The organism is Gilliamella sp. N-G2, assembly GCF_002142215.1.
GTDB lineage: Bacteria > Pseudomonadota > Gammaproteobacteria > Enterobacterales > Orbaceae > Gilliamella.
The window spans coordinates 1-25,359 of sequence record NZ_NAST01000028.1 but is presented as its reverse complement, the minus strand read 5'-3'; the positions used below and the strand labels follow the sequence as shown (position 1 = coordinate 25,359).

The window sequence follows — 25,359 nt, the reverse complement described above, 5'->3', positions numbered from 1 at the left end:
ATAAATTATTTAGCGTATTAAGAAAATTCATTGCGTCTTAACCTCAATAAAGGTCATTTAAAATCGAACTATCTCGCAAAACTCAATTTTGTTACTTTGAAATTCTTTATTACTAATGCAAAAATAACTCGAATTTATCTGTAGATAATGATTTAAACAGATAGCAAATTCAAATTTATATAATTTATATCATATAAACTCTAAAGAGCTAAAAGATAGACCCAAAAATACTTTGTCATTTATAGAATTGCAATCAAAAAACAGTATTAAAAAATTAGAGGATTGGTGGAAGAGATAAAAATGAGAGGTTATTAATAACCTCTCATAAATTGCAATATAAATACTAACTATTTAGCAGCATTTTGTTCTTGTGCTGATTGAATAGCTGTTAATGCGATAGTATAAACAATATCATCTACTAATGCACCACGAGATAAGTCGTTCACAGGTTTACGCATACCTTGTAACATAGGACCAATTGAGACAAGATCTGCTGAACGTTGTACGGCTTTGTAAGTAGTGTTTCCAGTATTTAAATCAGGGAAGATAAATACTGTTGCTTTACCAGCAACTTGTGAATTTGGTGCTTTAGATTTTGCCACGTCAGGCATAACAGCAGCATCATATTGTAATGGGCCATCAATCATTAGATCTGGACGTTTTTCTTGTGCTATTCGAGTTGCTTCTTTCACTTTCTCAACATCGGCACCTTGGCCAGAACTTCCGGTTGAATAAGAGATCATTGCAACACGTGGTTCAATACCAAAGGCAATTGCAGTATCAGCAGATTGAATAGCAATTTCCGCAAGCTCTTGCGCATTTGGATCTGGATTGATTGCACAGTCACCATAAATATAAACTTGATCAGGCATCAACATAAAGAACACAGATGATACAAGTGAGCTTCCTGGTGCAGTTTTGATTAATTGTAATGGTGGACGAATTGTATTAGCCGTAGTGTGTACCGCACCTGAAACTAAACCATCAACTTCGTTTGCTTCAAGCATCATTGTACCAAGTACCACATTATCCGCTAATTGCTCACGAGCAATGACTTCAGTCATACCTTTGTTTTTACGCAATTCAACTAAACGTGGTACATATTTTTCACGAATACTATCTGGGTCAACAATTTCTACACCAGCACCTAAGGTAACACCTTGCGATGCAGCCACTTTACGAACTTCATCTGGATTACCAATCAGCACACATTTTGCAATGTTACGCTCGGCACAAATTGCAGCTGCTTTGATGGTTCTTGGCTCGTCGCCTTCTGGTAATACCACCACTTTTTTCGCATTACGAGCAAGTTCAGTTAATTGATAACGGAATGCTGGTGGAGATAAACGTCGAGCAGAATTTACAACTTCATTTAATGATTTAATCCAATTTGCATCAATATGGTCAGCAACAAAGTTTTGAGTATTATCCATACGCTCTTTGTCATCAACAGGAATTTCTAGATTAAATTGTTGTAAGTTAATTGAAGTTTGGAATGTATTTGTTTTAACCATAAATACCGGTAAACCAGTATCAAATGCTGGTTGACATAACTTATACACTTTTTCATCAATCTCGTAACCACCGGTTAGTAATACCCCACCAATGGCAACACCATTCATCGCTGCTAAACTAATAGTAACCAATACATCAGCGCGGTCGGCAGAAGTTACTAAAAGCGCATTTGGTTGTAGGTGATTGATAATATTTTGGACGCTACGAGAACAGAAAGAAACGTGTTTAATTCGGCGATTTTTAATTGCACCATCATTAATAATTTTTGCGTCAAAATGTTTAGCAATATCGATTGCTCGACAAGCACTTAAATCAATATTCCAAGGAATACAGCCAAGTACAGGTAAAGGACTGTGTTCATTTAAATCTTTAATTGTGATTTTTTTACCGTCAAATTTAGGGGTATGATAAATTTCAACCACATCTGGACGAGCAAGATTTTGCTCTTCAACCGGTGCATTTACTTTATTAACAATGACACCAATAATCTTATCATTTTTAATGCCACCAAAATTAGAACGGGCAATCTCAATACGATCTTTTAGCTGTTCAGGATTATCTTTACCCATATTTATAACAAAAATAATTTCAGCGCCAAGTGTTTTAGCAATGTTATTATTTAACTCATTAGCAAATGGATAATCAGTTGTTGGTACAATACCTTCAACTAAAACAACATCAGCGCCTTTGGTATTTTCAGCATACAGAGCGACAATTTCTTCCATTAATACATCTTGTTGATTTAAACCTAATAGGTTCTCAACATGACTCATTTTTAATGGTTTTAAAGTAGGAATGGATGTGTTTGTGCTAACTAAAGTAGTTGTATTATCAGGAGCATCACCACCTGCTCTTGGTTGCGCAACAGGTTTAAATACATTTAAATTAATACCTTGACGCTCCATCGCTCGAATAACACCTAGACTTACACCTGTTAAACCAACGTTAGTACCTGTTGGAATCAGCATAATGGTACGAGACATAATTTGTTTCCTCTTAATTCTTTATTAAATCCAAAAAACAAACCGCCTTATAGGCGGTTTTAAAAGCTTTTAAGCTGTTAAACGTGCAGCATCTTGAGCAATGACAAGTTCTTCATTGGTTGGAATTACCATCGCGATTGCTGAACCATCTTTAGTAATGATACCGCCTTTACCAAAACGAGCCGCTAAGTTGCGTTCTTGATCAAGTTCAAAACCAAGTAAGCTTAATTTTTGTAAAGCCATACGACGAACTTCCTCTGCATTTTCACCGATACCACCAGTAAACACGATTGCATCAAGACGACCGTCTAATAACATTGCATAACCACCAATGTATTTTACTAAACGATGAACAAAAACATCTAAGGCATTTTTTGCATTTTCATCTTTTTCGTAATTTTCGGTTACATAACGACAGTCACTGCTAACACCAGTTAAACCTAGTAAACCAGATTTTTTGTTTAATAAATTGTTAATGTCAGCAACAGACATTTTTAAGTTGTCATATAAGAAGAACATAATAGCAGGATCAATATCACCACTACGAGTACCCATAACTAAACCTTCAAGTGGCGTTAATCCCATTGAAGTTTCAACACATTTACCATTTTTAACTGCAGTAATAGAGGCACCATTACCTAAGTGACAAGTGATCACGTTAGTTTCTTCAACTGGTTTATTTAATAATTTAGCAGCTTCACGGCTAACATAATAATGGCTTGTACCATGCGCACCATAACGACGAATACCATGTTTAGTATATAATTCATTAGGGATTGCGTATAAATATGCTTCTTTAGGCATTGTAGTATGGAATGCGGTATCAAATACTGCGACGTTTTTATCTTTTAAATGAGGAAAAGCGGCATAAGCTTCACGGATACCAATTAAATGCGCAGGATTATGTAAAGGTGCGAAAGCCGCTGCTTCTTCAATTCCTTTTAATACTGAATCATCAATTACAACTGATTGGGTATATTTCTCACCGCCATGAACAATACGGTGTCCAATTGATTTAATACTATCCAATAATTCTGGTTTTTGTGGAAAAATACTGTTAACAATAAAACGGATTGCTTCGCTATGTGCTGCACCAGCACCTAAAGAAGCTTCTTTCTTTTCACCATCTAATTTCCATTTAATACGAGCATCAGGAAGGTGAAAACATTCAGCTAAGCCAGATAAAAATTCATCACCATTTTCAGGGTTTATAATTGCAAATTTTAAAGATGAACTTCCACAATTCAGAACAAGAGCGTTATTACTTGATGACATAGTAATTCCTATAAATTGAATAAAAAGATTTATACCAATCAAAATTGGTAACTCTACACATGATTAAATAATCAATGTGATATACAAGGCGACTTCTGATATCTTGGTTTTTGAGATAAAATAAAAAGAGCCCCCAATTTGAATGACACTATTTTAAGACATTAAAATGTGAATGTCGAGGAATCCAAATCAGATGAATTTAGTTAAAAATTTTAAGGCAGGTCAAACATATATGGCTCTTTGCCCTAAAGATAAGGCCCTTTCATATTCATTTCCGGAATTAAAAATTATTAACCACATAAAAACCGCAAAAAAAATATTACCACCAATCATTATTGGCTTAATTGTTTGGCAATATTATCTACCGGCACAATTAGCAGTAACTATTGTTACTATTCTATTTGCCTTGAGCTTACCTATTCAAGGAATATTATGGTTAGGCTATCGTTCTCAATCACCACTACCACTATATTTGGTTGATGGTTATAACCGAATTAAATCACAACTAATCGAAAAAAAAATAATCAGTCCAAACCGTAATCCTAATGAAAAATTAACGTTTGAAGCACTAATGAAATTGATGAATCTATCTAAGATTCATCTAGGTAACTATTTTGGACAAGATGATGATACATCTAACCAACCATGAAAATATATCTATGCAGAATTTTTTGGAAAAATTAAAAGATCAGATAAATCAACTTGAGCAACAGATCAACCTATCTGATCAACCCACTTATCAAGAACACTATTTTGATGAACATCTGTTTAATAGCAGTAAGATTGAGGTCGATTTTCAATTTTATATCGATAAGATAAAGCTCACTTATCATTCTCTCTGTGATGCAGCTTTAACCGAAAAAATGAGTCAAATTGAATTCTTATCGGAAAAACTTATTGACCAAATTACTGCACTAAGTCGTGAGCTTGCTACTGTACATTTACGCAAGCAACCAACAAGTTATGTAATTCAAGAAACCGTTGCAGAAAAACATTCCAGACATTTAGATTATCTGCGACGATTACAAGAGATGAAATATGAATTAGAACTATCGCCTGAGGCTATTGATTATACAAAAATAGCAGCATTAGATAATCGGATATATCGTTGTGAACAAGCGATAAAAAAGATTGAGTTAGATATGGAAAATGAGGTCTTCGATTAAAGTCGAATTATTTTATCAATGCAAATTTGAGATATTAACTGTGACCATTACTGCATGTTAGTGGCATATTGATTACTTATCTAAACCATCATTGTTAAATGATACACTTTAGCCTATCTAAAGCTAAATAATGCTCGTTTATAACCGATATAACAATATATACAAACTAAAACTTTTTAAATTAAAATTAGGAATACATCATTTTGGTAAAAATTTAAACATGATAGCTATTATTTTACTATTTTAATAAAGACAAAAATCTATTTATTAAACAAATAATTCCTAACAAATAAAATAACCGCGATTAATTGATAATTTAAAGAAAAGTGAGTAGATATTATTAAATAATCCCCCACATAGCTAGTTATCGTAAATGATTACGAATCAAATAGATAAAAAGATATTATTTCCTCAAATTAAATAAATGATAAAATACGAAAAATCCTTCATATTTACTAAGTTAATTTTATACTTTAAGTACACTAATAAATAATTCGTGTAGCTTGCGACTAAATTCCGAATTTTCCAATTCCTCAGGTAGAACTAGAACATAGTAATATAAGTCTTTAAGATGTAGATTAATATTGTAAGGTTCGAAATTCGTTTCCCTTTCAAATTCAATCAAAGTTGCAACCGCGTTCAATGAAACTTTTTTAGCTTCTATCGTTACACAGCCTTCACCTTGCATATCAATGTTATAACCATTCTCATAGTGATATTCAAGCATTTCATTATTCTTATAACTAAATAACCACTCGTCTCCCATCCAAGGGTTATAATAACTTTTGTAGTTAATAGCTATCATTTTTTTTCTCCATTCGGAGAAAACAACATTTATAGGTTTAGTTGAATAAAAAGAGTTCCAAGAACCAGTCCACTCCATAAATAACCCCAAAAATATTTCTTTTATTCAAAAAATATGAGTAAACATTATAAATCAGAAGATAAAAACACCCAAATTAATGTACAAACATCAAGGAAATAGTATCGATTTTTTATAGATATATCTCTAAGAGTTTTTTATCAAATAATTTGTTGCCTAATATTCTTTTTCTTTTACTAAATATCAATTCCATCTCTTTATCTGTTAAAGACCTATTATGTTTTTTGCTTAGGTATAAAATTGTCAAAAAAGGATAAGCATAATAGTTTGGGAATAATATGATATCTTTTATCGTTTCAGGCTTTAACTCAATAAGATTCATAGCTCTTGGCAAATAAATATCTCTTACCTTTGTATAAATCCATTCACAAGTTTTTTTTCTTTCTTCTTCATTTCTGGGTAAATCAACAGTACCACCCAAATTAGGAGCGAATGATTTAAAACCAATCTCCATTGAAGTATTCATTGCATAAACAACGCCTTCGGGGTTATTTGATCTATATGGAGGATTTATTTTATTAAAAAAAACAATTAATTCTGGAGAATCAACACTTGTACTGAGACAGTAACCCTGAGCATTATTTAAAAATCTGAAACCTATACGGCCACTTGCTTGATTAATTTTTGTTTTTTTTATGGATATTTCCGTTTTTAAACATTTGATATTTGGGCTATATATGATGTTTTCCTTTAAATAATTATACAATTCAAATTCAAACAATTTTCTTAATTCAGCTGTCACCGACATTTTTGCTCCTTAAAACATCATACATGAATACCTATATTATAGAAGCTTACTCATATATCTTTATCTCACATAATATATTGATTTTTTAGCAACCTGTTTTCATTAATCTCATTAACAATAATTTTATAATTATATTGATTTATAAATTGAAAATTTTATCTGTTTAATTTATACGTTATTAATCTTCTAAAATATTTAAAGCCATTTCAGTAGCGCCCTTAATATCAATATCATTCGATTTTAGTGATATATTAAGGCCTTTCCTTAATCTTTCGTCGCGAAAAGCAGCTGCTACTTGAGTAGTCCAGTACCTAACACTATCACTTCCAAAACTTTTTTTATTTTATTTTTGCCATTATTTTCTTCACGTAGATATAAGAACTTTTCCACTAGTTGATAAACGCCCCATACATCTACTTTTCCACAAGGGTGTAAAAAAAGTTGAATGGCATCATGGTCGAGGGGATTAATAAAAAATTTTCTGACATCATCAAGTTTCTCGATTAATTCCTGTATTAACAGATCATCTGGATGCATTAATTGATGCTATGAAAGAAATTCAAATGTTTATAAAATCTATTTCTCGTACTTCTTGCTTCATCTTCCAATCAAACATACAGTAAGGAATAAACATAAATGATTATCAATACAATGATTTAATTGAATTAGAATCTAGATGGAAATAATTAAATAGTCATTAGAATGACTAAGGTGAGTAGCCAAGTATGGTTTTCAATTATAAAATAATTTTTTGAGTTATTTCCCTAATTTGCGAATAATATTCTGATACATCTCTGGCTTTGAAATCTTTACCGTAATTACTAATTGTAAAGAAATCATGTTCAACAAAATGAGTAAATAATAAAAAAAGTGTATGTTCGAAAATAACAAATAGACTTTTAATAACCTCATTGTAGTTATCTGTTTTACCAAATTCACCATACGATTTTGCCAAACTATCACAAATATTTAACAATATTGAAAATTTTTCTTTATCAAAATAAGAATTTTCATGCAGTTGATATAAAAAAGTCTGACTATCTTTCGCTTGAAATTCATTCAAAATATATTTTTCAAGCTTTATCCGTTTATCCATATTGCTTTTCTTACCGACATTAAATGATAAAAATTATCAAAAATTTAATTTTATTTCTTAGATTTCTAATTTAGTTCTATATCTTCATTAATAATTGATTTATGAACAATGTATACTCTTTTATACTTTTCAAAACCTTTTGAAATTACTACATCATAGTCAAATTCTTGAATGGAAGATAGATATTCTCTAATCAGATTTTCTTCTATAGTTTGAGAATATTTTAGTTTTAAGAGCTGCAATAACAAATTTTTCTTTCGAGATACATAGATATTTGGAGTTAAACAATTTACATCCTTATAATTATCCCAATCAGTTAAACTAACACAGATAAAATATTCATTTATATTTTTAGGGTCAATATAATTTTTAGCATTCAATTTACATTTATAGACTAATTCAATACATTTTTTTATTAAAATTTTGTTTTTTTCATTAAATGAAAGAGATGATAAAAATGAAATATGCTTAAATCTAGAAAATAATGGGATTTCCTCAAAAGTTTCATAGTCAGAATAAAAAACTAATAAATCGTCTAGGCCTTCTTTTTTTATAAGGAGTTGCATTTCTTTTTCAAATTTATTCACATCTAATAATTTCATATAACAATGTTATTCTTTATGCCATTCATGTCTTTTTCGATTATTAAACTATCTAAATTAATAATACATAATACTTATAACTAACTGCATCATATATTTTTTCACATTCCAAATCGTTTATTATATTCATTTGAATATTCAGTATCGACTATGAGTTTTCAGTAGCATTTATATAATTTAAATAACTGTGAATTAGTAATAACATATCTTTAAGAGCTAAACAAACAATATATAAATTTACAACACGCTTATTATCAATAATATACCATCGCCAATTTGTCGATATTTGACATTAAAAATTACTGTTCTGTAATTAGAATCATCTGATAGCTTTGATTTTAATACAAACGACTTAATCCACTTCAATGTATTGCAACACACATAATAGGTATGATTTAAATGTGGTCAAATAACGTCAGTAATCATTCTAAATTTAACTGATTAAAATCACCTTTTTATAAAATATAAATTTGAATCAACTTATCATTTAGTAAAGTCTTGAATACGAGCGTGGTTCAATATCGCGTTTGCCAAGTTTGTCTACCTTTTCTAAAATTAGATCATAACAATAGGAAATTTCATCGTTTTGTTTTAGATGCACTCCTTCTAAACAAACCCTATATATCCCTTTAGGAATGTTAGAATTATGCCAACCAGTATATTCTTCCCATTCCCAAAAAGCTGCCATATCGGCAATATATAAACTACCTGTAACATTAAGAAAAAAATATTTATCACTGAATACAACATTTCGATTGTCATTACTAGGAATTTCATTTAAAAACAACCTAACTGTATACCCACCATCATCAATACCCATGATAGGTAACGCAATACCCTTATCTAAAACAAAGTCGCCTTTATCTGTAGTTGTAAATTGTTGAAATATATTCTCGCCATCATTTATTTTTCCATCAAAAAGACTCAGTATACCTGGATAATCAAAAATAATTATGCCATTAAAATCAACATCAACATCTATAGTTTTAACCACATTTACCACCCTGATTTTTTTACTTTTTGTTTGTTATTAAACCATTCTAATAATTTATTATGAATTTCCTTAGAAGCTTGTTGCTTGGACGATTTCACCTATTTCTTTCGTCAATCCAATCTTCCCTCTATATTTTATGGTTTTCAACTGCTATGGAGGCACAGTAAAATCATAAATTGCTTCGACTTTACCTTGAATAGCATCATCCGTTCTCTAGGATGATCAGCTAGAATAACTCCTATTCCTTTATTGTATTATATTCTGCTTTGCTCATATTAAATTGAGTAAACTAACCACTATCAGGAATGCAGTATCTGATAACATTTAAAAAGTGTTTTATATGGTTAGTAGTAGTTAAATTATTATAGTAGGTTTTGAAATTTATCTAACAAAAAAAGCCTAAATAATAAAATTCAGGCTTATATGGCATATTATTGCAAAGTTTATTGCTATAGGAGTTCTTTTGTATTGTAGATATAGTACATAATGTAACATCGTATTGTTGAGTATTTCAGGAAACATGATTTCTATAGCTTTTAATACGACAGATGACACCTTAGAAGCATTTACTATTGATTTTCTTTCTATTTTAATAATTGAAATATACTTAAACTATCATAATGATATAGTCATATAGTTAAAACAAATATATTTAAGCTGAATATTTTTAAATAACTAATATTCTTTAATACTGCTAATCTTACTAACTATATAGATATACTATTTTCTTACATATATATCTTTAAATTGCTTTATTTTTTCTTTACACGAAGAAGTATTTTTGTAATTACTTAAATAGGCTTTATTTAATTTACTATATCCATGTTCATCCAGGGTATCTGTTTGCCAATAACAAACTGGGCATATTTCAAAAATAGAATCATCAAAATTTTCGTATACAATATATCTACATGAGATACAAGAAATACCAGTAATTTCGCTGTCTGGATGATCAATTATTTTTATATCATTACCTGTAATTTCTTTAATTTTACTTTCTAAGTATATATTTTTAATTAAAGGAGAAATTTGATAGGAATACAAAATTTCTTTATTAAATATTTGCTTCTTAGACAATTCTGTAGATTCTTCATCGATTAATCCATCCTCATATAATGTAATTGTTCTATCTTTTAAATTTAAAGTAAATAGAGAGTTATAATTTAAAAAATTTACTACTTCACTATGAAGAAATTCTATACACATAATTTTTCTCGCGCTGAGTTAATTGCACCCTAGAACGGATCTATACTTCGCTTATCGTCGATAATAAGTTAAAATATTACTTTGTTTTAAATCAATTATAAAAATTTCACCACTATTTTTTATCATATTTGATTACATGATTACCAACTTTTTTTCCTGCATTGTCGAATTTAAAGGTTTGGCAGCACATCCTTCTGATTTTATTAAATATTCATTTTAAGTAATATTACCAAACTCGTGTCCGTATTTCTCAAAATGTGTTTATAATCCTTTTTTTCCTGTTGATGATTTTTTCTTGAATTTAAATCTTTCCAATTTACAGAATTGACAAGACTATAACTTCCCCATGCATCAATCCAAGTCGATCAAATTGATAAAGATTAATACCGACCAGAAATCCGATCAAATCTGGCTGAATAAAGCGACCTATATCCCGATCGCAGTACCTGAAAGTATTGTAGTGCAGTCCGATTTTTCTGTCCAAATACTGTCCTTGAAACATTAGTTTATGTTGTATCTGTGTATGGGCAATTTTCTGTATCGGTTTGTCCCATAGCTGGTATGAGCATTCTCACACGATTTCACTGGCTTCGTTCGTCAGATCCTCCGGTTATACGGAAGTAGTAGATGTGTTCTTCCTGATTGCCGCCACGATCTAGTCGGTGTTTTTTAATCCGCTGGTAGAGAGCATCGTAGATATAGCTGTGTAGCATTCGCTATGGTTCAACTGTTCGATGCAAACTTTGGTCATGCGATGGTTAGCATAACAAATTGTAATACTTATATCGCTGACGATATACCTATGGATATCGACCTAGTTAGAAGATGGCAATCGTTATGAAAATAAAAGATGTGCAGTGACGGATTGTTTATAATGTTAAATAATAAATCATTGAATTTTATTTTATTATTTTAATTAACTTTATTATATAAATTCCTTATTTTTTAATATAATATAAATGAATATCATACTCATTATCACTTAAGACAATTACTCTATCAGGAGACGTAAGTGCTAATGAAAAGTCATACGTCCTGTTTATCGAAAACAAGCTTAATAGGAAATCAGAAAAATTTTCAATATAAAAGGATATGCAAACATCCCCATAATAGAACATATTACAAATAGTATCTTTTTTTACATTCAATATAGTTTCTACTTCTCTCATCAGTACATTTCTATTTATAGGTAAATTAAAAACCTTTTTTTTGATATTATTATCAATTTTATTTATTTCCATTAGCATTTTTCGATGCCATATGAATTCATTATCATGTAAAAATGATACATTAAATGAACTAACACCATTTAATTTGGTTACATAATCTCTTGCTCTAAATAAATTTAATTTATCTTTTAAACTAGTGTTCATAATATATTGAAGGGGCTTTAACAAATCATAGGAAGAATCTAATCAACCATTTCTTAAATATTCAGAACTATAATCACGCTTATCGATATGACCATTAAAATCAAAAATCTTAATGAAATCGTCACCAATTTTGATATAGGTATTTACAATAAATTCAGGGGACATTTGGATTAACTTTCCCTATTCTTCGCCAGCTAAGATCTACAACATGAGAAATAAAAAATCTTTTAAACTATTTGAACAATAACAATTTATTATGCAGGCATAACTATATCAGTTGCAATTATATTTATAACATCACCTGATTGCATTTCTATCTCTATATATTTGTATTTAGTATCATCTTTAAGATTAAATTGATTTACGCTTACACTTTCGCCCCATTCATCCCATTTTGGTATATTAATGCCTTTAATGCCTTTGCATATAATATCCATAGGAAAAGAAGAATTATTAAGGAACTTAATTATAAGAGTACTTTCTTGCCAATCAAGAATCAAAGATACTAGTGTCCAATCATGCATATTTAAAATTCTTTATTATTTAGTGTTTAATGGCATATGTGCCTCAAATGTTTCCTTTGATAGAACTTTATTATCAATACTATGACCTTTTGCAACAACAATTATTTACCAGACAATATGTATCTTAGTTGAATATAAACTAAGACACACTTTTTGCCAGTAATAGGATCTAAATTTGCATCTTTCCTATCACTGCTTTTGGCTTGTTTGAAATTTAACTTTGATTTCTATCGTCCCTATCAAATTTTTAAAGACTTCCGACCGCAAATATTTTTAAGATTAATATGTAGTGATTTTCATAACATCTATAAGATATAAAAATCTATATATACATATTTACTTTCTAATTTCGCTAATTAACAAGGTAAAATCTCACATATATAAACTTAATTAAACGTTTTATTAAAAATTACATTGATTATATAAATTAGTTAATCATAAGAAACCAAGTTTAAGTGCTTTATCTTTTTCGCCGTCCCAAGGATCATCAATCAGGTATCTGGCAACTATTGGGGTTTCTGCTGGAACAAAAGTAAATTTGTAAAAAACCTCATCATTTTCGCAAATTTCATAATAAAGATCATATAAAGATCTATCAAATGCTATGTTTATTTTGAATTTTTCTGCAGCTGATGCAACTTCTACATTGTTACTATTATTAATATAAAAAGGAGTCACAATACAACGTTGTGTATTTTCATCCATAACAAAATTGTCTGTTAGATTTGAAACAACATTAGCTCCAAAAGCTTCGTCAGGTAAAGGATCAAATATAACATAATCTTTATGAATGACGGCACCTTATTCAATATTCTCTTTACCCCATTGAGATAATTTTTCAGAATAAGCTCTAGATCGAACTAAAATTTGATTATGGGAAATCAACAAATCAACTACTTGATTGTTAGGGTTTTCCATGCACTACCTCCATTTGAATTTTACTTTTTGTCAGACAACCCCCAACATAACTGTTCGATTGCTTTACTATGAGTCCTGATTATTATGCAGATCAATGTGCCTAACATGCGCTATTAGACCTTTTTAAATAAATCCATTAGTCATTTCAATCAGGCCTGATTTCGTTTTAACTTTTTTCTATTTTTAATAACTACTTAATAAAAAATCTATTTATCTTCTTTCATCGCACTTACTAATCGAATCGTTTTTCCAGAATCAACAAGCATCATCTCCATACATGGCTCTACTCCACTATAGAACCTGAATAATAGATAGCTAGAATTATTCGCTTTCGTTATACAATAAAGCAAGGAGCCTTACCCATCAGATGAATTAGGTGCAGATATTAGCTGATCATTATTCACACATGGATAATAAAAAACACCTACAATAGAAAAATTACCTCCTTTGCGAAGGTCCAAATGTATCTCTTCGACCCTATTTCGGCTTGCTATTGGTTCGAGGAAGCAATTTAATTCTTTTTTAAGTATTGTTTCTATCTTAATGAGATCGCTATTATTCACTATGCTAAACGCGATCATTTTATTTTCCGATTGATAGGTCACTTAAATATTATCTGTTTTTTTATTAGATTATATTGAACATCTTGTCTATTTATTTGCATTTTATTACACGTCTTTGGCCACAAAATAGGCAAAGGCATGGTTAGTTAAATAATGCCCATCTTCCCCATTAAATTTCTTCGCAGCGTCCGGCCAGGCAAAAAAACGTGTCTCAGGTTTATCCGCAATCTGCCCCGTTTCCCGATTAATTAAATAAACCTTCTTGGCGCCTTTTTTAAATATTTTCCATACCGTTTTTACAAATTTATCGGTTTCAGGTTCTTCTAATAAATCATAAGAAGCAGTTAACCGACCATTTCTTAAAGATCCGGGTGCATAACCGGCCATTCTGGAACATGAAAAACGGACAAGACCTTCTCCAACCATAGCGCCATCATAATTTGACCCTGGATAATGTATAACATATTTTTTTTTATAATCTTCAATACTTAAAATATCGGTATTTATAACACTAAAATTTATATTTTTGGCTATTTCCATATCCAGTACATCGGAAATTGGTATATTCAGATCAGGCCAAATATATTGTGTAATAAATTTAACCGATTGAATCTGATCTTTTAAAACTTTGGAGAATTCTACTGCGTCCACTGCAGTCATAAAGATTTCTAAAGCAGGCAGTTTAATTTTACCAGTCATATAATTTCACTTTAATAAGTTAGATGAAATGCTAATCTACTACCATCCTTTATATATATCCGCTTTCCATTTTCGATACATCAAGCATTCCCGGATCAGGTATAGTTCCTTTTGGTACGGCAATCACAATTGCATCAGGATTTTGCTTAAAAATGCGATTGGCATTTTATAAATAAAATCAAAATCTTTTAGATCGTCAGAATAAAAAATCAGCAATAGCTATTTTATTTGGATTTTATTACACGTCTTTGGCCACAAAATAGGCAAAAGCATGATTAGTTAAATAATGCTCATTTTCCCCATTAAATTTTTTCGCTGCATCAGGCCAGGCAAAAAAACGTGTCTCAGGTTTATCCGCAATCAGCCCCGTTTCCCGATTAATTAAATAAACCTTCTTGGCGCCTTTTTTAAATATTTTCCATACCGCTTTTACAAATTTATCGGTTTCGGGTTGTTTTACTACATCATAAGAAGCAGTTAACCGACCGTTCATTAAAGATCCAGGAGCATAACCAGCCATTGTTGAACATGAAAAACGGACAAGACCTTTTCCAACCATGGCACCATGATAATAATCTGTTGACTCAGGATAATGTCCAACATAACTTTTTTTATAATCTTCAATACTTAAAATATCGGTATTTATAATACTAAAATTTATATTTTTAGCTGTTTCCATATCCAGTATATCAAAAATCGGTATATTCAGATCAGTCCATGGACATTGCTTAATAAATTTAACCGATTGAATCTGATCTTTTAAAACTTTGGAGAACTCTACTGCATCCACTGCAGTCATGAAGATTTCTAAAGCAGGCAGTTTAATTTTACCAGTCATTTAATTTCACTTTAATAGTTAAAATAATTAGATAGCATGTTAAGCTATTCTATTTTATATATTTCCAGATTCCATTTTCAATACATCAAGCCCTCCCAGAAAAAATATGCTGATGAAAAACTATTATTTAATATATAAGCTGCGCCAAAACTTTATTAATCTAAATACTTTATCTATTAAGGATTAAAGATATGCGTTTTTAAAGAATTAAACATCAGGTAAAATTATATCATCAACGCATTCTAAAATTTCTTCCGTTGTATTATTTTTGTTATGTTTTTCTCTCCATTTTTCTAAATCTTTTAAGCATAATTTAATATTTTGACGTCTAGAGTATAAGTAAATATCATCCATTGCGAATATTGCAAAAAATTTATTATCGTAAATATCAATATGGATAAATAATTTAGTTAATAAAATCCATAATTCATTAACTAAATTAGGGCTAACAATCGGCGTTGATATATAAGGTGATGAAAACACATCTCTGATAAAACCAATTAGTTCATACATATCAGAATCTTTAGTATCTATTGCGTATTTTAATTCCTGTATTTTTTTCTTAAATGATCTTCATAATCATTATCATATTTATACATTTTTAATCAACTCCGTGAAAACTTGTTGGTTTATTAATTGGAATATGGATTTCATTAGTTGCTGAAGGATTATAATACGGACTATTTTTATTAATGATTCCTTGGGGGATAGTATTTCCCTCGTTTCTCTATTAACAAAAACATCTTCACAATAAGTATTAAACGTATGAAAGTAGTCGTTTTTGAAGATATTCTAAAAAGTCACTCGCATATAGTTGGCGATTATTCCCAATTGATATGTAGACTTTTTCCATGTCATTAGTGTCAAAAAAGAACTCTTCGCCAAAATCTGTATTGGACAAAACAATTTTCCCTGATTCCACATTATTTTTAGCTATCATATTTTGATAAACTATGTCTCCACCGACTGCTTCATTAAATGGAAGGCAATAAATACTATATATTTCTTCCCCACAAATATCTCCACCACCATAATTATTTAGAAACCATTTATAATCAGCTGGTAATCTTACTAACAATGCTTTTTCAGCAGCATCAATCCAGTCATTATCTGGAGCATCATCAGATGTTCCCATGTTTATTAAATCGGAATATTTTTCAAACAGTTCTATCAATTCTTCTCTGTTCATATGAAATCACTCGCTTTATTTATTCAATATTGCTTTTACTATACATCAAATACAATTCTATCAATGACATAGGCTAAGCAGGAACAATTTCGCAACGTTTTAAATCATTGCCTCTCTGAATTGTTTTTAGTTTATCACTAATTGTACTTATATCTAGTTTATAAGGCTTAAAACCTTTACTTATAACACTCATTGGATTATCAGTCACTATATCAATTCAATCTTCGCTAAGTTTAGGTCTGAAAGTTGGCTATCCCTCTTTTTTGAACCTCAATAAAACCAAAGTAATCCCCATCAGTCAATTCAATAGAGTGTATTAGGGCCATATTGATTAAGATTGTATCCTACTCTTATTCCAATTGAGGCGTTGGGACGATTAAGATGCCATCATACCTTTAAACACACGACTACCGCCAGCATCTCTTATCACTTCCCTGCGCCTAAGTGGTAACAGCTAGACAGTTAATCTTACACAAAGCAGAAAATGATTTTAGTGATGATAAGCAACTGATTGTTGATGCATATTGCTGACTAATAATTAGAGAAGAAGCTAAGATTGGAAACTCTTTACAACAGTTTACCTCAAACAATTATGTGAGGTAATAAATCATGGCTAGGTGGTTAAGGGGATCAAGGACGGTATTTTTAAAGTACGGAATAAGAGTTAAATAATAAAAAAAGCAAGGAAGATTCAATTTCTCGCCCGGCTCTTAAAATTAATTAAATAGCTAATCCAAATCCTCTTCGGTAACTAATTTGTCCATAAACTCTTTGAAGGAAGAAGCTAGTTTTTTCTGTACTAACACATGATTTTTATCCATAGAAAGATTTGGATCAAATGAATCTGTTGCATAAAAGATCACACTACCATCATTCTTATCTAAACAAAAATAATTACCACCCCAATCATTTCCAAAAGGTATGATATTTATCGGAATCACATTCTTTTTGATCATCTCATGATAACAACCATCAATTAAAGATTTCGGATCATCATTAGTTAATTTGTTATATTTAAATGGTTTCAAAAAAGCCACTTCTAATGGTTCAAAATCATCATTATTTTCCCACCAAGCTCTGGACGGTATCCCACCATTAAAGGATAGATAATGTGATATAAATTCCTCAGGAAAACAATATGACAAAACCTTCTCCACAGATTTAATATCTGAAAGAACAATATTTTTTTCACAATTTGTGCATGAATTATCCATTATGCTCTACCTATTTTTAAAGCTTTTGTAATACGGACAGCTAACCATCCTTTAGTAGGATGGTATCGCAAAACTATCTGAACTTCCATAAGTTCCAGAAGGTAAGTTGAAATGTTTTTCAAACTGAGAAACTACCCCTTTATGAGGAAAAGCACCTTCATCAGATTAAGTTTTAACTAACTACATAGTTTGTTTTACTCGTTGTAGGATCAAAATCATCCAAATGATACCATGTATAATCTATAGATTCTGCTTTCGTTATACCAACTTGTTTAAACTCTTCAATATTATTAATTTTTCCATTTTCCCCCTAACGTATGTTATTAGTTGGTTATCGTCTAAAGGTTCATCAGGTATCTTTAAGAAACAAGCAAAGCAACAATATCCAATTATTGATAATTCTATATCACTCAAATAATCAAGAGCCTTTTCGGGTATGATTTCATAATCCAAATCAGATAAATTATTTCTTAAATATATAAATTAAAATTATAAATCCTATTTACACCCCATTTAGAATAAACTAATTGTTCTAAAAAATAATCCATTGAATTCATCGTTTTTTACTGTCAGTATCTTTACAGGAAATCAAAATTTTTTAATTTCTCAAACATAATATTTATAAATTAATTCCATTCAATTTGATCAAGTATTTTTACTATTCATTAAAAATCATATCTATTGCGGGATATATAGATATGTGAATATCGTAATTATTAATCGCAATTACCAGTAACAACAAGATAAAATTTAAAAGATTAAATACGCTGTATATAAATTTCAAATGCAGAAAATAAGGTGGGCTGGGTACCCACCTCTGCAGTAAATCAAAAAGCTATAATGGATTATTGGAGAAACTATACGTTTTTATATAGTCGATTATCCAAAGAAAAAATACATAAAATTATCTATAAACAATTTAGAAGAAAGATTTTTGTTTAATTCTTCTTCAATTCTTAATAAATATTCAGGTTTGTGATTAAAATCATCATCGGCTACATCACCGCCAAATTCAATCTCTTCCACCTCAATAAGTTTTGAATAAATATTCAAAAAATCACTTAATGAGTGAGTTAATTTATACATCTTCATCTGTACACTACCATAAACAGGAGATTTAATGTCAGATGAATCACAAAAAAATACATCACCAGCACGTTCAGCAAATATGATATAGCTATCTTTCCATTCTGAATTAACATCCCAGCCTGAAAGGATATTTTTCAATAGATTTTTTTCGATAACAGCAATGGATAAATCGCCTCCAAAAATTGGTCCATCTTCAAGTATCATATGATCATAAAAATATAGAATCTCACCAGTTAATGGAAGGTCAATTTTATCAGATTTCAATTTCGTATTTGAATACTTCATTATCCCCAAACTTGTATTACTTTTTTGAAATATTTCTGCAAATTTACGTAAAGCATCATCAATAAACATATATTTTCACCTTCAGCATCGTTGTCTTAAAGTAGCGCCTTGATCTATCAAACGCCCTTTGGTTGGATTTTGTGTATTTCCTCTATGTCCTCTTAGTCCATGTACATGTTCATTAAAACCACTAGGATGACGATAATTTTGTAAGAAAACAATATTTCTCGGATCTCCTTTCCATTTTGCTCCTAGAGAGCCATTTCCCTCAACAGAATTTATATGATGTCCAGTAAACCTGCCTTAGACATAACTTTGGTAAGTTGACTATTTGGTGTATTCAAAATTAGTGCTCTGCCGTTTGTCTGCGCTGCTTTCCTGAATAATCAGCAGCCCGTCTCACAGGAAGGTGGTGCGGTTGCATGGCTTACCGTCACGGTCCAGCTGGTGTTTCCAATCTGCCGGCCGAGCGCATCATAGACGTAGCCGTAGAGTTCAGTATGGTTTAGCTGTTCGATACGCACTTCGGTCAGACGATGTTCGTCATAGCTGTAGTGCCATTGTCCGCCCTACGGATCGTACACACAGACAACCAGCTAAAGATAACCAGTAAATTCCCCAATTACTCACTTTTTGTCCATTTTCGGTATTTTTCTGGATCACTTACTATTAAAGCTTTTAATTTATCAGTTACTTCCTGTACACCAGTAGAATCTGTTTTATATTTATTAAATATAAAAATAATACCCTGTGCAATGTTATCGAGTACATAACACATTGTCTTAGTATATGAATCGAATTTTTTATAGGGAATAAAAATGACAAATTCAACTCTTTTCCGTTTGGATAAAGTTATCGGACCTTTGACGAAATCCATTTGTTTCCGTGTAGCCGATATGTATAAATCTAAACAATAATCATTAATTTTGAATAATTTATCATAATGAGCAATACTTTTATTTAACCCCTCAAGATAATCTCTCAGCGGATCCAATACCGTATTAGTAATATCATAGCTAGTCTTAACTTCATGATATATTAGAGCAAAATGGAATTTCATCAGCAGTTTCCTATTTTTTGGGGTTTATAACTTTTTTGATTACCAACCGAAACATTTCCTTTTTTAGCATAATAAGCATAAAGTCTAGATGTTTCTACTGCTTTTGCTTTTTTAGTTGTTGAAAGACATCTTCTAATAACTTTACCTACCACTGTTTTACCTGAATTTGAATCTAAATTTCTAAGTTTTCGTAATTGTTGATGTAAACGCGTTGGAAGTCCACTTTTTAGAATAATTCTATTTAAATCAGCCTTAGCAAATTTATAAACTTCACCATCTATTATGATCACGTAAACACCAAAATTACCTTTCGCATTATTAGAGTTTAAATGAGCCCATCCCCATGGCTCAATCCAAATCAGCGCATTCGGTGCATACTGATAAAGATTGTATCCTCCTCCTAGTCCTATCGGATCAGGCTGAGTAAAGCGACCTGTATCCGGATCATAGTACCTGAAACTATTGCTGTTCGGTTTCTCTGTCTAAATACTGTCCCTGATACCTTACTGTTGTATCTCTCTATGGGCAATCTCCTGTACCGGTTTACCCTATAGCTGGTATGAGCATATAGTTTAATATAATTTATTTTATTATCAATTTTTCCATTTGTTTCCCCTAACATACGTTATTAATTCATTTTCATCTAAAGGTTCATCAGGAATCTTTAAGAAACAAGCAGGGCAACAATATCCAATGATTGATGTTTCTATATCACTCAAATAATCAAGAGCTTTTTCGGGTATGAAATCATAGTCCAAATCAGATAAATTATTTCTTACATATATAAATATAAAATTATAAATCCTATTTCTATTCCATTTAGAATATATTAATTGTTCTATAAAATAATCCATCGAATTCATAGATTTTTCACTATCAGCATCATTCCAAGAAACCAAAATTTTTTTTAATTTCTCAAATGCTTCCTTTTTATTAACAATAACTTTCATAATATTTATAAATTAATTCCATTCAATTTGATTAATTAATTTTTTGTATTCACCAAAAGTCATATCTCTTGCTGGATATAGATATGTGAATATCGTAATTATTAATCGCAATTACCAGTAACAACAAGATAAAATTTAAAAGATTAAATACGCTGTATATAAATTTCAAATGCAGAAAATAAGGTGGGCTGGGTACCCACCTCTGCAGTAAATCAAAAAGCTATAATGGATTATTGGAGAAACTATACGTTTTTATATAGTCGATTATCCAAAGAAAAAATACATAAAATTATCTACAAACAATTTAGAAGAAAGATTTTTGTTTAATTCTTCTTCAATTCTTAATAAATATTCAGGTTTGTGATTAAAATCATCATCGGCTACATCACCGCCAAATTCAATCTCTTCCACCTCAATAAGTTTTGAATAAATATTAAAAAAATCACTTAATGAGTGAGTTAATTTATACATCTTCATCTGTACACTACCATAAACAGGAGATTTAATGTCAGATGAATCACAAAAAAATACATCACCAGCACGTTCAGCAAATATGATATAGCTATCTTTCCATTCTGAATTAACATCCCAGCCTGAAAGGATATTTTTCAATTGATTTTTTTCGATAACAGCAATGGATAAATCGCCTCCAAAAATTGGCCCATCTTCAAGTATCATATGATCATAAAAATATAGAATCTCTCCAGTTAATGGAAGGTCAATTTTATCAGCTTTCAATTTCGTATTTAAATACTTCATTATCCCCAAACTTGTATTACTTTTTTGAAATGTTTCTGCAAATTTACGTAAAGCATCATCAATAAACATATATTTTCACCTTCAGTATCGTTGTTTTAAAGTAGCGCCTCGATCTATCAAACGCCCTTTGGTCGAATTTTATGTAGTTCCTCTATGTCCTCTTAGTCCATGTACATGTTCATTAAAACCACTAGGATGACGATAATTTTGTAAGAAAACAATATTTCTCGGATCTCCCATCCATTTTGCTCCTAGAGAGCCATTTCCTTTAACAGAATTTATATGATGTCCAGTATAACCTGCCTTAGACATAACTGTGGCAAGTTGACTATTTGGTGTATTCAAAATTAGCGCTCTTTCTTTAGCTGTCCAAGCTCGAGTTCCTTCTCCTCCATTTTGCAATAATGCTTTTTCTTGTGCCCAAGCCCTATTTATTGCGGTACTTCGGGATCCAGATTGAGCACTTAACGAATCACGAGGCTTATATGTTATTAAATCATCCGCAGTTAACCCCAATGGATCAATCCAAGTCAACCCATTAGGCGCATACTGATACAGATTCAAGCCACCCAGCAATTCTACCTGATCAGTGAATCTACATGTATCAGGATAATAATACTTTGAAAGCCCGTTTTCTTAATAAGTTCATTATTGTTATTTTAATTCTGCAATTTTATTCTCTTGCCGCCACAGACAATACCTTTCGTAAAGGCTAAATCTATTGCACGTTTTGCACTTTCGAAAATATAACTATACAAACTCTCGTACTGTTCAAATTCAGGATCTAAAATAAAAAATTTTTCATTTAACGGTTTAAAAAAACTTTCTTTTACTTCTCTTAACCCATATGGAGCCTGACTCTTATCAGGAATGCAAATAGAGATAGAAATAACATACTCCTTATCTGATGGATAACGCATTGACCTTTTGAAAACTCCAATACCATTTGTAGCCCGTGAACTAATCATTATTAAAATACGCCACTCATTTAAATCTAAAATATTTATCCGCGGCAACAAGTTATCAATATATTTGTTCAATTCTACCCACATGAAATGCATATTCACATTGTCATTAATTTTTGGTACTTCAGTAGGCAATGACACCATTATTTTTTTTTCCATAATATACCTTGTAAAATAGTTAGCACCACTTGTTCTTTTTAGTACTGGGTCTATAACGTTTATCTCTTTCTCGATTGTGTGGCAATTCATGTCCTAATCTTCTTAAAAGTCTAACTCTTCCTGCCTCAATTCTTTTCATTTTACCTTTGGTTATTCCTCTATAAGTACGAACTACTTTCGATTCTGCATTTTCAAAGTTAGGGTCTTTTCGTACTTTTCTTGCACTCGTATAAGCACGTCTATTTTGTCCATTAGCCATTACATCTTCTGCTTTACCAATTCCTGTTTTAGCACGGCGTCCAGATTCCTTATCAAATACATCATATAAAACCCAATCTCCATTAGTGTCATTACTATTTTTATGCCATCCAAGTGGATCAATCCAAGTCAACCCATTAGGCGCATACTGATACAGATTAAACCCACCCAGCAGCCCAATCGGATCAGGCTGAGTAAATCTACCTATATCCGGATCATAATACCTGAACGTATTGTAATGTAAGCCAGTTTCTCTGTCTAAATATTGTCCCTGATATCTGAGGTTTTGCTCTATGGGTTCGTGTTCGATTTCATGAATCCGCTTTCCCCATAACTGAAAGCTACATTCCCACAGTATTTTACCGTTTGCATCCGTCAGCTCCTCCGGCATGCCGTTCAGGTCGGTATGGAAGTAGTAGATGTGTTGTTCCTGATTACCATTTCTGTCTATCCGCACCAGCGGTTCATAGCTGTGCTGGTCTGTATACAGATACAGGCTCGGCCGTTTGTCTGCGCTGCTTTCCTGAATCATCTGCAGCCCGTCCCACAGGAAGCGGGTACGGTTGTAGGGTTGGCCTTCGCGGTCTATCTGATGTTTTTCGATACGCCGGCCAAGGGCGTCGTAGACGTAGCCGTAACGCTGACTGCGGTCGTTTGCTCAATGCGTACTTCGCTCAGGCGGTGGTCGGCGTCGTAGTGGTAGTGCTGGGTTGTGCCGATGGTCTGTTTGCTGGCAGTTCTGCCGTGCTCGTCGTAACTGTAGTGGTGTCCTCTGAAATGCAGGAGCTGGTTACAGCGAATCAGGTTGTAGTTGCTGTAGTCCTCTCTGTATTTGCTGTCCAGCAGGTTGGCAGCGGCATCATATTGCAGGGTTTCCCAGTATCTCTGGTTGCGACAGCCTTCGATTCTGCCGGTGTGATCATAGCGGTAATCGGTCTGCCCGTGTTTGCTGTGTTTTTTGCTTACCAGCCGGTCGAGGTTGTTACATTAAGAATTATGCTAATCATTAGAGTTTGAGCTAATACATACAATTATCCTATTGGAACATCAGCTTTTATATGTCCATGACCATAGACTTTTATTTTTTTAATTAACTTTTAGTTTTTCGAATTTTAGCTAAACCTTTTTCTAGGCGACTTATATTTTTATACTTATCGGGAACTGTACTTTTAGCGAGATATTTATACCATTCATCTACAGTAGTTTTGAATAATTCTAAACCTCCTTGAGTAACATTTGACATCTTAATAACAGTATCAGTTTTTAATTTTCCTGCATCATCAAAAGGCTCCATACCAATTAATAATTCATTATTTTTTAAAAAGTTTAATAAGGCTGTTGAACTTTGAATAATATCCTCTTGCCATTGCTTACTTTTATTTCTTGTAAGCAATAATGGAATATTATGTAAGGTAAAATCAATTTTGCTCATTACTTTACTCCAATAACAGTTGATACATCATCTAATTGTATTAATTGACCGGTATTTTTATTTTTCACAAAAACTCCCCCAGCTTCACGGATTCTTTCTTCTTTCGCTATCTGTGGTCCTTTATTTAAAGCACCGGTTCGACTCGTGACCTCAACAGGCCTCCATTTCCCATCTTGCCCTTTAACTACAAAATCGATTCTACGTCGTTCACCTGTTAAAGGGTCTTTAACTGATTTACCCTTATTATCTCTTAAATAACGTTCACTTAAAACATTTTCCTTGCCATAACGTTTTTCCAATATATCTTTCGCCCTCTGTTCACGCTTCATACCTGCTTTTTTGTTTGGTATACATGCCCCCCCCCCACGGTTCAATCCAAGTCAACCCATTAGGTGCATACTGATACAGATTAAACCCACCCAGCAACCCAATCGGGTCTGGCTGAGTAAATCTACCTATATCCGGATCATAGTACCTGAAAGTATTGTATAATGTAAGCCGGTTTCTCTGTCTAAATATTGTCCCTGATATCTGAGGTTTTGCTCTATGGGTTCGTGTTCGATTTCATGAATCCGCTTTCCCCATAACTGAAAGCTACATTCCCACAGTATTTTAC

32 protein-coding genes and 3 pseudogenes are annotated in these 25,359 nt (G+C 31.6%); 4 read left to right on the top strand and 31 right to left on the bottom strand.

Annotated features, from left to right (window positions below; translation table 11 throughout):
• Positions 1-347: 347 nt before the first annotated feature.
• Both pta and B6C99_RS11160 read right to left on the bottom strand, forming a co-directional pair.
• Positions 348-2,498: a phosphate acetyltransferase gene (pta, locus tag B6C99_RS11165; RefSeq protein WP_086359895.1), complete on the bottom strand. Its 2,151-nt coding sequence runs from the start codon at positions 2,496-2,498 to the stop codon at positions 348-350.
• Between the two features lie 69 nt (positions 2,499-2,567).
• Complete coding sequence (locus B6C99_RS11160; protein ID WP_086359894.1) at positions 2,568-3,773, bottom strand: acetate kinase; 1,206 nt, start codon at positions 3,771-3,773, stop codon at positions 2,568-2,570.
• Between the two features lie 193 nt (positions 3,774-3,966).
• On the opposite strand from B6C99_RS11160, the gene yfbV reads away from it, so the two are divergent.
• Together yfbV and priC are read left to right on the top strand one after the other, a co-directional pair.
• Positions 3,967-4,422, top strand: a complete 456-nt coding sequence (gene yfbV, locus B6C99_RS11155; protein WP_158092476.1) for a terminus macrodomain insulation protein YfbV — start codon at positions 3,967-3,969, stop codon at positions 4,420-4,422.
• Positions 4,423-4,432: 10 nt separating this feature from the next.
• Positions 4,433-4,939, top strand: a complete 507-nt coding sequence (priC, locus tag B6C99_RS11150; RefSeq protein WP_158092475.1) for a primosomal replication protein PriC — start codon at positions 4,433-4,435, stop codon at positions 4,937-4,939.
• Positions 4,940-5,405: 466 nt separating this feature from the next.
• On the opposite strand, the gene B6C99_RS11145 is transcribed toward priC, so the two are convergent.
• The 17 genes and pseudogenes from B6C99_RS11145 to B6C99_RS11060 form a co-directional block, all read right to left on the bottom strand.
• Positions 5,406-5,822 carry a hypothetical protein gene (locus B6C99_RS11145; RefSeq protein WP_086359891.1) on the bottom strand — a complete coding sequence of 139 codons (417 nt, stop codon included), beginning with the start codon at positions 5,820-5,822 and terminating at the stop codon, positions 5,406-5,408.
• A gap of 112 nt (positions 5,823-5,934) precedes the next feature.
• Positions 5,935-6,570 carry a hypothetical protein gene (locus B6C99_RS11140; protein WP_086359890.1) on the bottom strand — a complete coding sequence of 212 codons (636 nt, stop codon included), beginning with the start codon at positions 6,568-6,570 and terminating at the stop codon, positions 5,935-5,937.
• 291 nt (positions 6,571-6,861) lie between these two features.
• Positions 6,862-7,107, bottom strand: a complete 246-nt coding sequence (locus B6C99_RS11135) for a hypothetical protein (protein WP_216819470.1) — start codon at positions 7,105-7,107, stop codon at positions 6,862-6,864.
• Positions 7,108-7,306: 199 nt separating this feature from the next.
• Entirely contained in the window at positions 7,307-7,666 is a 360-nt protein-coding gene (locus tag B6C99_RS11130) for a hypothetical protein (protein WP_086359889.1), read from the bottom strand.
• A gap of 65 nt (positions 7,667-7,731) precedes the next feature.
• Complete coding sequence (locus B6C99_RS11125; protein WP_086359888.1) at positions 7,732-8,268, bottom strand: Imm15 family immunity protein; 537 nt, start codon at positions 8,266-8,268, stop codon at positions 7,732-7,734.
• Positions 8,269-8,755: 487 nt separating this feature from the next.
• Positions 8,756-9,262 carry a hypothetical protein gene (locus B6C99_RS11120; protein WP_086359887.1) on the bottom strand — a complete coding sequence of 169 codons (507 nt, stop codon included), beginning with the start codon at positions 9,260-9,262 and terminating at the stop codon, positions 8,756-8,758.
• 720 nt (positions 9,263-9,982) lie between these two features.
• Positions 9,983-10,468 carry a CPCC family cysteine-rich protein gene (locus tag B6C99_RS11115; protein ID WP_086359886.1) on the bottom strand — a complete coding sequence of 162 codons (486 nt, stop codon included), beginning with the start codon at positions 10,466-10,468 and terminating at the stop codon, positions 9,983-9,985.
• 316 nt (positions 10,469-10,784) lie between these two features.
• Positions 10,785-10,985: an RHS repeat domain-containing protein gene (locus tag B6C99_RS13740; RefSeq protein WP_371265841.1), complete on the bottom strand. Its 201-nt coding sequence runs from the start codon at positions 10,983-10,985 to the stop codon at positions 10,785-10,787.
• Between the two features lie 1,110 nt (positions 10,986-12,095).
• The gene (locus tag B6C99_RS11100) at positions 12,096-12,365 is read right to left on the bottom strand and encodes a hypothetical protein (protein ID WP_086359883.1); all 270 of its coding nucleotides are present in this window, start codon (positions 12,363-12,365) and stop codon (positions 12,096-12,098) included.
• A gap of 435 nt (positions 12,366-12,800) precedes the next feature.
• Positions 12,801-13,283 (bottom strand): annotated as a pseudogene (gene comJ, locus B6C99_RS13735) (competence protein ComJ).
• Between the two features lie 668 nt (positions 13,284-13,951).
• Positions 13,952-14,545 carry a hypothetical protein gene (locus tag B6C99_RS11085; RefSeq protein ID WP_086359881.1) on the bottom strand — a complete coding sequence of 198 codons (594 nt, stop codon included), beginning with the start codon at positions 14,543-14,545 and terminating at the stop codon, positions 13,952-13,954.
• Between the two features lie 238 nt (positions 14,546-14,783).
• Entirely contained in the window at positions 14,784-15,383 is a 600-nt protein-coding gene (locus B6C99_RS11080) for a hypothetical protein (RefSeq protein ID WP_086359880.1), read from the bottom strand.
• A gap of 207 nt (positions 15,384-15,590) precedes the next feature.
• A complete protein-coding gene (locus tag B6C99_RS11075; protein ID WP_086359879.1) occupies positions 15,591-15,896 on the bottom strand; it encodes a hypothetical protein in 306 nt (101 codons plus the stop codon).
• Between the two features lie 88 nt (positions 15,897-15,984).
• Positions 15,985-16,092, bottom strand: coding sequence for a hypothetical protein (locus tag B6C99_RS13730; RefSeq protein WP_371265840.1), 108 nt, complete (start codon positions 16,090-16,092; stop codon positions 15,985-15,987).
• 48 nt (positions 16,093-16,140) lie between these two features.
• On the bottom strand, positions 16,141-16,572 hold the full coding sequence (locus tag B6C99_RS11070; protein ID WP_086359878.1) for an SMI1/KNR4 family protein: 432 nt from the start codon (positions 16,570-16,572) through the stop codon (positions 16,141-16,143).
• A 728-nt stretch (positions 16,573-17,300) separates the two neighbouring features.
• Positions 17,301-17,786, bottom strand: a complete 486-nt coding sequence (locus B6C99_RS11065) for an SMI1/KNR4 family protein (RefSeq protein WP_086359877.1) — start codon at positions 17,784-17,786, stop codon at positions 17,301-17,303.
• Between the two features lie 879 nt (positions 17,787-18,665).
• Entirely contained in the window at positions 18,666-19,229 is a 564-nt protein-coding gene (locus tag B6C99_RS11060) for a hypothetical protein (RefSeq protein ID WP_086359876.1), read from the bottom strand.
• A 349-nt stretch (positions 19,230-19,578) separates the two neighbouring features.
• Here B6C99_RS11060 and B6C99_RS13090 point away from each other — a divergent pair, with 349 nt between their 5' ends.
• On the top strand, positions 19,579-19,773 hold the full coding sequence (locus B6C99_RS13090) for a hypothetical protein (protein WP_143413933.1): 195 nt from the start codon (positions 19,579-19,581) through the stop codon (positions 19,771-19,773).
• Between the two features lie 9 nt (positions 19,774-19,782).
• On the opposite strand, the gene B6C99_RS11055 is transcribed toward B6C99_RS13090, so the two are convergent.
• From B6C99_RS11055 to B6C99_RS13720, 9 genes and pseudogenes are all read right to left on the bottom strand, one after another.
• A complete protein-coding gene (locus tag B6C99_RS11055) occupies positions 19,783-20,220 on the bottom strand; it encodes a hypothetical protein (RefSeq protein ID WP_086359875.1) in 438 nt (145 codons plus the stop codon).
• Positions 20,220-20,510, bottom strand: a complete 291-nt coding sequence (locus tag B6C99_RS13410; protein ID WP_086365974.1) for a hypothetical protein — start codon at positions 20,508-20,510, stop codon at positions 20,220-20,222. Before B6C99_RS13410 ends, B6C99_RS11055 begins: the two co-directional genes overlap by 1 nt.
• A gap of 42 nt (positions 20,511-20,552) precedes the next feature.
• Positions 20,553-20,727, bottom strand: a pseudogene (locus tag B6C99_RS13725) (RHS repeat-associated core domain-containing protein); the annotation flags it as partial.
• Positions 20,728-20,813: 86 nt separating this feature from the next.
• Complete coding sequence (locus B6C99_RS11045) at positions 20,814-21,170, bottom strand: hypothetical protein (protein WP_086359874.1); 357 nt, start codon at positions 21,168-21,170, stop codon at positions 20,814-20,816.
• 264 nt (positions 21,171-21,434) lie between these two features.
• Positions 21,435-21,998: a hypothetical protein gene (locus tag B6C99_RS11040; RefSeq protein WP_086359873.1), complete on the bottom strand. Its 564-nt coding sequence runs from the start codon at positions 21,996-21,998 to the stop codon at positions 21,435-21,437.
• Between the two features lie 69 nt (positions 21,999-22,067).
• The gene (locus tag B6C99_RS11035) at positions 22,068-22,493 is read right to left on the bottom strand and encodes a hypothetical protein (protein WP_216819467.1); all 426 of its coding nucleotides are present in this window, start codon (positions 22,491-22,493) and stop codon (positions 22,068-22,070) included.
• A gap of 95 nt (positions 22,494-22,588) precedes the next feature.
• Positions 22,589-23,053 carry an Imm9 family immunity protein gene (gene imm9 / locus B6C99_RS11030; protein WP_025315304.1) on the bottom strand — a complete coding sequence of 155 codons (465 nt, stop codon included), beginning with the start codon at positions 23,051-23,053 and terminating at the stop codon, positions 22,589-22,591.
• Positions 23,054-23,072: 19 nt separating this feature from the next.
• Positions 23,073-23,843, bottom strand: a complete 771-nt coding sequence (locus B6C99_RS11025; protein ID WP_086359871.1) for an RHS repeat domain-containing protein — start codon at positions 23,841-23,843, stop codon at positions 23,073-23,075.
• A 53-nt stretch (positions 23,844-23,896) separates the two neighbouring features.
• A complete protein-coding gene (locus B6C99_RS13720; RefSeq protein ID WP_371265839.1) occupies positions 23,897-24,031 on the bottom strand; it encodes a hypothetical protein in 135 nt (44 codons plus the stop codon).
• Between B6C99_RS13720 and B6C99_RS11020 the strand changes: the two genes are divergently transcribed.
• A complete protein-coding gene (locus B6C99_RS11020; protein WP_143413932.1) occupies positions 23,966-24,328 on the top strand; it encodes a hypothetical protein in 363 nt (120 codons plus the stop codon). The genes B6C99_RS13720 and B6C99_RS11020 overlap by 66 nt on opposite strands.
• 73 nt (positions 24,329-24,401) lie before the next feature.
• On the opposite strand, the gene B6C99_RS11015 is transcribed toward B6C99_RS11020, so the two are convergent.
• The 3 genes and pseudogenes from B6C99_RS11015 to B6C99_RS13715 all read right to left on the bottom strand — a co-directional run.
• Complete coding sequence (locus B6C99_RS11015; protein ID WP_086359869.1) at positions 24,402-24,743, bottom strand: hypothetical protein; 342 nt, start codon at positions 24,741-24,743, stop codon at positions 24,402-24,404.
• A complete protein-coding gene (locus B6C99_RS11010) occupies positions 24,743-25,072 on the bottom strand; it encodes a hypothetical protein (RefSeq protein WP_086359868.1) in 330 nt (109 codons plus the stop codon). The genes B6C99_RS11015 and B6C99_RS11010 overlap by 1 nt, the downstream gene beginning before the upstream one ends.
• Positions 25,073-25,103: 31 nt before the next feature.
• A pseudogene (locus B6C99_RS13715) lies at positions 25,104-25,359 on the bottom strand (RHS repeat-associated core domain-containing protein); the annotation flags it as partial.

What these genes read in the sequence shown, in the direction of transcription:
- imm9 (WP_025315304.1), bottom strand. Translation starts at nt 23,053, where the DNA reads ATGGAAAAAAAAATAATGGTGTCATTGCCTACTGAAGTACCAAAAATT.
- B6C99_RS11130 (WP_086359889.1), bottom strand. Translation starts at nt 7,666, where the DNA reads ATGGATAAACGGATAAAGCTTGAAAAATATATTTTGAATGAATTTCAA.
- B6C99_RS11080 (WP_086359880.1), bottom strand. Translation starts at nt 15,383, where the DNA reads ATGACTGGTAAAATTAAACTGCCTGCTTTAGAAATCTTCATGACTGCA.
- B6C99_RS11115 (WP_086359886.1), bottom strand. Translation starts at nt 10,468, where the DNA reads ATGTGTATAGAATTTCTTCATAGTGAAGTAGTAAATTTTTTAAATTAT.
- B6C99_RS11015 (WP_086359869.1), bottom strand. Translation starts at nt 24,743, where the DNA reads ATGAGCAAAATTGATTTTACCTTACATAATATTCCATTATTGCTTACA.
- B6C99_RS11135 (WP_216819470.1), bottom strand. Translation starts at nt 7,107, where the DNA reads ATGCATCCAGATGATCTGTTAATACAGGAATTAATCGAGAAACTTGAT.
- B6C99_RS11145 (WP_086359891.1), bottom strand. Translation starts at nt 5,822, where the DNA reads ATGGAGTGGACTGGTTCTTGGAACTCTTTTTATTCAACTAAACCTATA.
- B6C99_RS11140 (WP_086359890.1), bottom strand. Translation starts at nt 6,570, where the DNA reads ATGTCGGTGACAGCTGAATTAAGAAAATTGTTTGAATTTGAATTGTAT.
- B6C99_RS11040 (WP_086359873.1), bottom strand. Translation starts at nt 21,998, where the DNA reads ATGTTTATTGATGATGCTTTACGTAAATTTGCAGAAACATTTCAAAAA.
- B6C99_RS11055 (WP_086359875.1), bottom strand. Translation starts at nt 20,220, where the DNA reads ATGAAATTCCATTTTGCTCTAATATATCATGAAGTTAAGACTAGCTAT.
- B6C99_RS11085 (WP_086359881.1), bottom strand. Translation starts at nt 14,545, where the DNA reads ATGACTGGTAAAATTAAACTGCCTGCTTTAGAAATCTTTATGACTGCA.
- yfbV (WP_158092476.1), top strand. Translation starts at nt 3,967, where the DNA reads ATGAATTTAGTTAAAAATTTTAAGGCAGGTCAAACATATATGGCTCTT.
- B6C99_RS11010 (WP_086359868.1), bottom strand. Translation starts at nt 25,072, where the DNA reads ATGAAGCGTGAACAGAGGGCGAAAGATATATTGGAAAAACGTTATGGC.
- pta (WP_086359895.1), bottom strand. Translation starts at nt 2,498, where the DNA reads ATGTCTCGTACCATTATGCTGATTCCAACAGGTACTAACGTTGGTTTA.
- B6C99_RS11125 (WP_086359888.1), bottom strand. Translation starts at nt 8,268, where the DNA reads ATGAAATTATTAGATGTGAATAAATTTGAAAAAGAAATGCAACTCCTT.
- B6C99_RS11160 (WP_086359894.1), bottom strand. Translation starts at nt 3,773, where the DNA reads ATGTCATCAAGTAATAACGCTCTTGTTCTGAATTGTGGAAGTTCATCT.
- B6C99_RS11075 (WP_086359879.1), bottom strand. Translation starts at nt 15,896, where the DNA reads ATGTATGAACTAATTGGTTTTATCAGAGATGTGTTTTCATCACCTTAT.
- B6C99_RS11100 (WP_086359883.1), bottom strand. Translation starts at nt 12,365, where the DNA reads ATGCATGATTGGACACTAGTATCTTTGATTCTTGATTGGCAAGAAAGT.
- B6C99_RS11060 (WP_086359876.1), bottom strand. Translation starts at nt 19,229, where the DNA reads ATGTTTATTGATGATGCTTTACGTAAATTTGCAGAAATATTTCAAAAA.
- B6C99_RS11070 (WP_086359878.1), bottom strand. Translation starts at nt 16,572, where the DNA reads ATGAACAGAGAAGAATTGATAGAACTGTTTGAAAAATATTCCGATTTA.
- B6C99_RS11045 (WP_086359874.1), bottom strand. Translation starts at nt 21,170, where the DNA reads ATGAAAGTTATTGTTAATAAAAAGGAAGCATTTGAGAAATTAAAAAAA.
- priC (WP_158092475.1), top strand. Translation starts at nt 4,433, where the DNA reads ATGCAGAATTTTTTGGAAAAATTAAAAGATCAGATAAATCAACTTGAG.
- B6C99_RS11025 (WP_086359871.1), bottom strand. Translation starts at nt 23,843, where the DNA reads ATGATTCAGGAAAGCAGCGCAGACAAACGGCCGAGCCTGTATCTGTAT.
- B6C99_RS11065 (WP_086359877.1), bottom strand. Translation starts at nt 17,786, where the DNA reads ATGGATAATTCATGCACAAATTGTGAAAAAAATATTGTTCTTTCAGAT.